The 7,475-nt window shown below is 68.4% G+C and carries 8 protein-coding genes and 2 tRNA genes; 1 reads left to right on the top strand and 9 read right to left on the bottom strand.

Annotated elements, in window-relative coordinates:
- Positions 1 to 4 precede the first annotated feature (4 nt).
- From H7290_RS17645 to H7290_RS17610, 8 genes are all read right to left on the bottom strand, one after another.
- Positions 5 to 80 (bottom strand) — tRNA-Glu (locus tag H7290_RS17645).
- Positions 81 to 158: 78 nt separating this feature from the next.
- Positions 159 to 230, bottom strand: a tRNA-Gln gene (locus H7290_RS17640).
- A gap of 34 nt (positions 231 to 264) precedes the next feature.
- The gene (gene gltX, locus H7290_RS17635; RefSeq protein ID WP_290515331.1) at positions 265 to 1,791 is read right to left on the bottom strand and encodes a glutamate--tRNA ligase; all 1,527 of its coding nucleotides are present in this window, start codon (positions 1,789 to 1,791) and stop codon (positions 265 to 267) included.
- Positions 1,784 to 2,578, bottom strand: coding sequence for a fumarylacetoacetate hydrolase family protein (locus H7290_RS17630; protein ID WP_290515330.1), 795 nt, complete (start codon positions 2,576 to 2,578; stop codon positions 1,784 to 1,786). Before H7290_RS17630 ends, gltX begins: the two co-directional genes overlap by 8 nt.
- 51 nt (positions 2,579 to 2,629) lie before the next feature.
- Positions 2,630 to 3,394: an isoprenyl transferase gene (locus H7290_RS17625; RefSeq protein WP_290515329.1), complete on the bottom strand. Its 765-nt coding sequence runs from the start codon at positions 3,392 to 3,394 to the stop codon at positions 2,630 to 2,632.
- Positions 3,391 to 4,119 carry a DNA repair protein RecO gene (gene recO, locus H7290_RS17620; protein WP_290515328.1) on the bottom strand — a complete coding sequence of 243 codons (729 nt, stop codon included), beginning with the start codon at positions 4,117 to 4,119 and terminating at the stop codon, positions 3,391 to 3,393. Before recO ends, H7290_RS17625 begins: the two co-directional genes overlap by 4 nt.
- A 55-nt stretch (positions 4,120 to 4,174) precedes the next feature.
- Complete coding sequence (locus H7290_RS17615) at positions 4,175 to 5,182, bottom strand: SGNH/GDSL hydrolase family protein (RefSeq protein WP_290515332.1); 1,008 nt, start codon at positions 5,180 to 5,182, stop codon at positions 4,175 to 4,177.
- 142 nt (positions 5,183 to 5,324) lie between these two features.
- Complete coding sequence (locus H7290_RS17610; protein ID WP_290515327.1) at positions 5,325 to 5,762, bottom strand: VOC family protein; 438 nt, start codon at positions 5,760 to 5,762, stop codon at positions 5,325 to 5,327.
- Positions 5,763 to 5,814: 52 nt separating this feature from the next.
- Between H7290_RS17610 and H7290_RS17605 the strand changes: the two genes are divergently transcribed.
- Entirely contained in the window at positions 5,815 to 6,471 is a 657-nt protein-coding gene (locus H7290_RS17605) for a DUF429 domain-containing protein (RefSeq protein ID WP_290515326.1), read from the top strand.
- A gap of 332 nt (positions 6,472 to 6,803) precedes the next feature.
- On the opposite strand, the gene H7290_RS17600 is transcribed toward H7290_RS17605, so the two are convergent.
- Positions 6,804 to 7,475, bottom strand: a 672-nt coding sequence (locus H7290_RS17600) for an aldehyde dehydrogenase family protein (protein WP_290515325.1), incomplete at its 5' end; no start/stop codon positions are given.

The raw sequence follows: 7,475 nt of genomic DNA, 5'->3' as shown, positions 1-7,475 counted from the left end.
TCCATGGTAGCCCCGACGGGATTCGAACCCGCGCTACCGCCTTGAGAGGGCGGCGTGCTAGGCCACTACACAACGGGGCCATGGGTGGTCTTGCGACCAGATGAACAGTAGCAAAGCGTGTAGGTGCGACGCTCGGAAGGGCTTCGGTGAAACCTTCGCTGGGATACTAGGACTCGAACCTAGAATGGCGGTACCAGAAACCGCTGTGTTGCCAATTACACCATATCCCAATGGCCTGGACTGTGTCCTAGCCGACAACAAACTTTACCCGACTGACCCGCTCTCACCTAAACCGGGATCTCCCACCACGGCATCCAGACGAGCGATCGTCTTGCGATGCCCGAGCAGCTCGAGCGACTCGAACAGCGGCGGAGAGATGCGGCTGCCCGTCACCGCAACGCGTACGGGCCCGAACGCCAGTCGCGGCTTGAGCCCCAGCCCGTCGATGAGGGCTGCACGGAGCCCCCCCTCGATCGAGGCGGTGTTCCAGTCGCGGATGCCCACGAGCGCATCGCGCGCCGCCCGGGCGACATCGACGCCAGCAGGGTTCAGATTCTTGGCACGGTCGGCCTCGTCGATCACGAAGTCTTCGTCGGTGACGAAAAGGAACCGCAGCATGTCGACGGCTTCGGTCAGCAGCGTCATGCGCTCCTGCACGAGGGGCGTCGCAGCGGCGAGGGTGCCGGTCTGCTTGACGGTGGGCGGGTCGGCGACGAGCCCGGCCGTCTGGAAGTAGGGCACGAGCCGTTCGCACAGCTCCCGCTCGCCCAGCAGCCGGATGTGCGAGCCGTTGATGGCCTCGCACTTCTTGATGTCGAAGCGCGCGGGGTTGGGGTTGACGCGGGTGATCTCGAACGCCTCGATCATCTCCGGGATCGTGAAGACGTCGCGGTCGTCGGCAATCGACCAGCCGAGCAGTGCCATGTAGTTGAGGAGGCCTTCGGGCAGAAAGCCCTTGGGCCGGTAGTCGAGCAGGTTCGACTCCGGGTCGCGCTTGGAGAGCTTGGCGTTGCCCTGCCCCAGGACGAACGGCAGGTGGCCGAACTCTGGGGTGAACCCCCCGCCGATGCCCATCTCGGCGAATGCCTCGTAGAGCGCGATCTGCCGCGGGGTGGAGCTGAGCAGGTCTTCACCGCGAAGCACGTGCGTGATGCCCATCATCGCGTCGTCGGTCGGGTTGGTGAGCGTGTAGAGCGGCTGGCCGTTGGCACGCACCAGCACGTAGTCCTGCACGTTGTCGGACCCGAAAGTGATCTCGCCGCGGACGAGGTCGTTGAAGGTGTAGTCCTTGTCGGGCATCTTGAACCGGATCACCGGTTTGCGACCCTCGGCCTCGTACGCCGTCACCTGCTCGGGTGTCAGGTCACGGTGCAGGCCGTCGTAGCCTGACGACTTGCCAGCGGCGCGGGCTGCGTTGCGGCGAGTCTCGAGCTCCTCAGCGCTGTCGTAGGCACGGTAGGCAAAGCCGGCGTCGAGCAGGCGCTGCGCCACGTCGGCGTAGATGTCCATGCGCTCGGACTGGCGGTAGGGGCCGTGCGAACCACCGACCTCCGGCCCCTCGTCCCAGTCGATGCCCAGCCAGCGCATGACGTCGAGCAGCAGACCGTAGGACTCCTCGGTGTCACGCGAGGCGTCGGTGTCCTCGATGCGGAACACGAACTTTCCGCCGTGGTGGCGGGCGAAGGCCCAGCTGAACAGCGCCGTGCGGGCCATGCCGACGTGGGGGTTACCCGTTGGCGACGGGCAGAAGCGGGTGACGACGGGGCGGGTCGGGACGTGGGCGTCAGTCACGCGACACCACCGGGTTGGTCAAGGTGCCGAGACCCTCGATCGTCACGCTGACCTCGTCGCCGACGACCATCGGGCCGACCCCGTCGGGCGTGCCAGTGAGGATGACGTCGCCCGGCAGCAGGGTCATGAACGAGGAGACGTACTGGATGATGTCGGGCACGGTGAAGACCATGTCTGACGTGCGTCCGTCCTGCTTGATCTCATCGCCGTTGCCCTGGCTGTTGAGACGGGTCGTGACGGCGACGTTGGAGGGGTCGAAGTCGGTCTCGATCCAGGGGCCGAGCGGGCAGAACGTGTCGAAGCCCTTGGCCCGCGCCCACTGACCATCTTTGTTCTGCAGGTCGCGCGCGGTGACGTCGTTGGCGACGGTGTAGCCGAAGATGACCTTGGCGGCGTCCTCGGCGGAGATGTCGCGGCAGATACGCCCGATCACGACGGCGAGCTCGCCCTCGTAGTGGACATCCTTGCTCTGCTCGGGGTAGAACACCGGCTCGCCCGGCCCGATGACACTGGTGTTGGGCTTGAGGAAGATCAGCGGCTCCGCCGGCACCTCGCCGCCCATCTCGGCCGCGTGCTTGGCGTAGTTCTTGCCCACACACACGACCTTGCTGCGTGGGATGACCGGTGCAAGCAACCGCACATCCGCCAGCGGGATCTTCTGGCCGCTGAGGTTGAGCCCGGCATAGAGCGGATCACCGTTCAGGACAGCGATGGTGGGGACGCCGTTGTCGTCCCCGATGACTCCGAAACGGGGATCGTCGTCACCCGCGAACCTGGCTATACGCATAGGCGCCACAGCCTATCGCTCCCGGAGCATTGCCGGCCACGCCGGAGTGCCTCAGGCCTTGCCGTAGCGGCGGGTGCGCTGGGCGTACTCCTCGATGGCAGCCCACAGCGCCCGCCGGTCGACGTCGGGCCACGCGATGTCGGAGAAGACCAGCTCGGCGTAGGCCGACTGCCACAACAAGAAGTTGCTGGTGCGCTGCTCGCCGGAGGTGCGCCAGAACAGGTCGACATCGTCCATGTCGGGCTCGTCGAGGTAGCGCGCGAAGGTCTTCTCGGTGATCTTGTCAGGGCTGAGCCTGCCCGAGGCGACGTCGCGTGCGAGAGCGGCGGCGGCATCGGCGATCTCGGCCCGGCCGCCGTAGTTGACGCACATCGTGAGGGTCAGGACGTCGTTGTGCCGGGTGAGCTCCTCGGCGATCTCGAGCTCCTTGATGACGCTGCGCCACAGCCGGGGACGACGCCCGGCCCAGCGCACGCGCACCCCGAGCTCGTGCATCGAGTCGCGACGGCGGCGGATGACATCGCGGTTGAAGCCCATCAGGAAGCGCACCTCCTCGGGCGATCGCTTCCAGTTCTCCGTGGAGAACGCGTAGGCCGACACTGCTTTGACGCCGACCTCGATGGCACCCTCGACGACGTCGAACAGCGCCGCCTCACCCATCTCGTGCCCCGCGGTTCGCGGCAGCCCGCGCTGCTTGGCCCAGCGGCCGTTGCCGTCCATGACGATGGCGACGTGGCGCGGTACCTGGTCGGGCGGCAGGACGGGCGCCGTGGCACCGGAGGGGTGCGGCGTGGTGGCCCGGACGGCTCGCCTCATCTGTCCACGTGGCTCAGTGAGCGCAGCCCTCGCTCGAGGTGCCACGCGAGGTAGGCGCCGACGATGCTGCTGGCCTCGCGGCGCGAGCGGTCATCAGACGTGCCGACCGAGGCCCAGTCGCCACTGAGGAGGCCGGCGAGCAGGGAGACCGTGATCGGTGACGGTGCCGCGGAACCCGGCACCCGACAGCCGTCGCAGAGCATGCCACCGGATGCGGCGTGGAAGCTGCGGTGCGGGCCCTCGACGCTGCAGCGCGCACAGCCGTCGAAGGTGGGGGCGTAGCCGGCGATCGACAGAGCGCGCAGCTGGTAGGAGTCGAGGATCAGGCTCGGCGTCATGCGCCCCTGGGTGAGAGCACGCAAGGCGCCGATGAGCAGCTGCAGCTGCTGGACGGCCGGCTCGCCGTCTTCCTGCACGAGCCGTTCGGCGGTCTCGAGCATCGCGGTGCCGGCTGTGTAGGCGGCGTAGTCGGCGCCGAGGTCCTTGGCGAAGGCGTTGATCGTCTCGACCTGGGTGATGATGTCGAGCGATCGGCCCTCGGCCAGCTGCAGGTCGACGTGCATGAACGGTTCGAGCCGGCCGCCGAAGCGTGACGTGGTCTTGCGGACGCCCTTGGCGGCGGCACGGATGATGCCCCGGTCGCGGGACAGCAGCGTGATGATCCGGTCGGCCTCACCCAGCTTGTGCACGCGCAACACGATGCCGGCGTCGCGGTAGAGGCTCACCTGTCCATTGTGCCGTGTGGGGAGGACGAAACCTTCTCGCAACGCGTCGCGGATGCTACTTCGCCGGGCTGACCCTCCCCTGCGCCTGCGCGTACTGCCGATCGACGCGGTCGATGCTGGCACGGCTGCCCAGGTCGACGCCTGCCTTTCTTGCTGCCGCCCGTACCCGGGCACTGCTCAGATCGGGCGCCACGAAGCGCTCGGGGCGGATCTTCGCGTCACTGGCGGCATACCGGCGTTGCTGCGTGGCGAGCGCCTCCGACGACGCCGCCGCACGCGCAGCCACGGCAGGTGTCACGGTGACCGCTTGGGCCGTCAACGGGCCGCTGACCAAGGGGGTCAGCCCATTCGCGTGGCCGGCCCGGTTGGGGTGGTACGACTCCGAGATCGGGTTCGACAGGCCGTTCAGCCACTCGACGTTGTCGCAGACAGCATGACCGACGAACGCGCCGATCGGATTGACGAAGCTGAGACCTTTGGCCGAGGCAGCCGCCGACGTCGTCGAGTCGATGAGGTCGGCTGTGGCATTGAGCCGCGACTCGTCGTCGGGAGAGAACCAGGTGAACGCGTTGCAGTCCTCGCCGTTGAAGATGCGCGGATAGCCGACCGCCACGACCTTGGCGTTGGGCGCCTTCGACTTGATGCTCGCGTAGAGGGTGGACAGCGCCGCGGGCAGCGTGTTGCGGATGTAGCTCTGCGCGGACGCGACCGCGCCGGCGCAGTCGCTCGACCAGGCCGGCATCGCACATTCAGTGAGGACGTCGGAGAAGCCGGCGTCATTGCCACCGACCGAGATCGTGACGCGCGTGGTGCTGGTCGACAACGCGCTGAGCTGGCCACTGCTGACGTCGGAGATCTTGGCACCCGAGCAGGCGCGGAAGTTCAGCGCGTAGCCCTTGGCCGCCGCGATGAGCGTCGGGTAGGCGTACACCGAACGCTGGCACGAGCTGCCGTCAGCGATGTAGGAGCCGGTGCCGGTGCCGGAGGCATACGAATCACCCAACGCCACGTAGGAGCCGCCGGCAGCATGGGCCCCCGGCAGTGAGATGAGAAATGGCGCCATGGCGACCACGGCTACGACTGGACCGATACGACGAGACACGTTGGTCAACCCCCCCGATTGGTTGCAATGTGACCTGAGTCACCTGCGCGGCTCAACCTAGGGCATCGGTGCCCCGGAGTCGAGCAGTGGCGACGTCGCGATGTCAGTCGAGGCAGAACTCGTTACCCTCGGGGTCGAGCAGCGTGATGAAGCCGGCCTCCATGGGCGGCGCCGGATCCACCCGGTTCGCACGCGAGGCGCCGAGCGCGACGAGCCGCGTCGCCTCCACCTCGAACGCGTCCATCCGCTCTTTGCCGGTCTGGCCGACGGCCGCGCGTACGTCGAGGTGAACGCGGTTCTTGGCCACCTTGCCCTCGGGCACCTGCTGGAAGAAGACCCGGGGACCGGCGCCCTCGAGCGGCCGGATGGCGGACCTGGAGTTCCACTGGTCGCGAGGCACGCCGAACGCCTCGAGCGCGGCGGGCCACGAGTCGAAACCCTGGGGCGGCGACTCGACCTGGTAACCGAGCACCTCTGCCCAGAACGCGGCCAGCGCAGCCGGGTCGGCACAGTCGAACGTGATCTGGAGCTCTCGAGTCATGCCACCACCCTGCCGCGAGGCACTGACGCTTTGACAGTGCAAGGATCTGTGCATGGCCGTGTTGGGTGTCGACGGATGCAAGATCGGCTGGGTCGGCGTCGTGTGGGACGGATCGACCGCGGTGCTGGTGGCGCCGACGATCGACCGGCTCGTGGCACTCGCCGGTGACGTCGAGGCGGTGGCGATCGACATCCCGATCGGACTGCCGATCGACGAGCCGAGAGTGGCGGAGCGACTTGCGCGCAAAGAGCTGCCGGGCCGCGCCTCGACGGTGTTCAACGCGCCGGCCTCGGCCGTCCTCGAAGCGGGGGACTATCACGCCGCGAACGCGTCCAACCGAGCCGCTCTGGGCCTCGGGCTGAGCAAGCAGACGTGGTATCTCGTGCCGAAGATCCGCGAGGTGCGCGACTGGATCGCGACCGGCCCCGGCGTGCCCCTGATCGAGTCACATCCCGAGGTCTGCTTCGCGGCCATGAACGGCGGAGTCCTCATCGACGGCAAGACCACGGCCGACGGTGAGGCGTATCGGCGACGGCTGCTCGCCGATCACGGGCTCGCGGTCGTGGCCGAGCGACGCCGCGGGGTCGCGGTCGATGACATCCTCGATGCCGCGGCGACCGCTTGGTCGGCCAGGCGTTTCGTCGACGGCGACGCCGAGCGGCTCCCGCCCGAGCCACGAGACCAGCTCGCCCCCGCAATCTGGCTCTGACGGCCGGGTGGCTGTGGCGGGCCTGGCGGCCGGCGGTGGGTTGGCGGCCAAGCCTGCGCCCAGCCTGGCGCTGGCGGTGGGTTAGCGGCCAAGCCTGCGCCCAGCGTGGACGCTAACCCCCCGCCCCACGCGAGGGGTGGACGCTGAGACACCGCCGCATGCGGGGGGTGGCCGCCCAACCCTGCGCCCAGCCCGGGGTTGGCGGGGGGTCAGCGCCCAAGCCGGCCCCCGGCGGGGACCCTACCCCCCCGCCCCACGCGAGGGGTGGACGCTGAGACACCGCCGCCACACCCACTACCGCCGGAGCAGCAGGGCCCGGCACGGGGCAGGGGTCAGACGAACTCGACGCCCTGGGCCAGCGGGAGGTCGGTGGAGTAGTTGACCGTGTTGGTCGAGCGGCGCATGTAGGCGCGCCAGGCGTCTGAGCCCGACCGGCGTCCGCCGCCGGTCCCCTTCTCGCCACCGAAGGCGCCGCCGATCTCTGCACCCGACGGGCCGATGTTGACATTGGCGATGCCACAGTCGGAGCCGACGACCGACAGGAAGGTCTCAGCCTCGCGGACATCGAGCGTGAAGATCGACGACGAGAGGCCCTGCACGACGTCGTTGTGCAGCGCGAACGCCTCACCGAGGTCGGCATAGGTGAGCACGTAGAGCAGCGGTGCGAACGTCTCGGTCTTGACGATGTCGGTCTGCGCCGGCATGTCGATGATCGCCGGGTGGACGTAGAAGCCACCGCCGGTGCTGCTGCTCGTCTCAGCGGACTGCGCTCCCCCGGTGACGAGCCTGCCGCCGTCGGACTGCGCCTGCGACACCGCAGCACCGAACGCACGGAAGGCCGTCTCGTCAACGAGCGGGCCGACCAGGGTCGATGACTTGAGGGGCGAGCCGATCGGCAGCGTCTCGTAGGCAGCCTTGAGCCGGGTCACGAGGTCATCCTTGATCGACTCGTGCACGATGATGCGCCGCAGCGACGTGCATCGCTGGCCCGCGGTGCCGACGGC

This window comes from Aeromicrobium sp., from assembly GCF_014378035.1.
Taxonomy (GTDB): Bacteria; Actinomycetota; Actinomycetes; order Propionibacteriales; family Nocardioidaceae; genus Aeromicrobium.
This window is presented reverse-complemented; position numbering and strand designations above follow the sequence as displayed.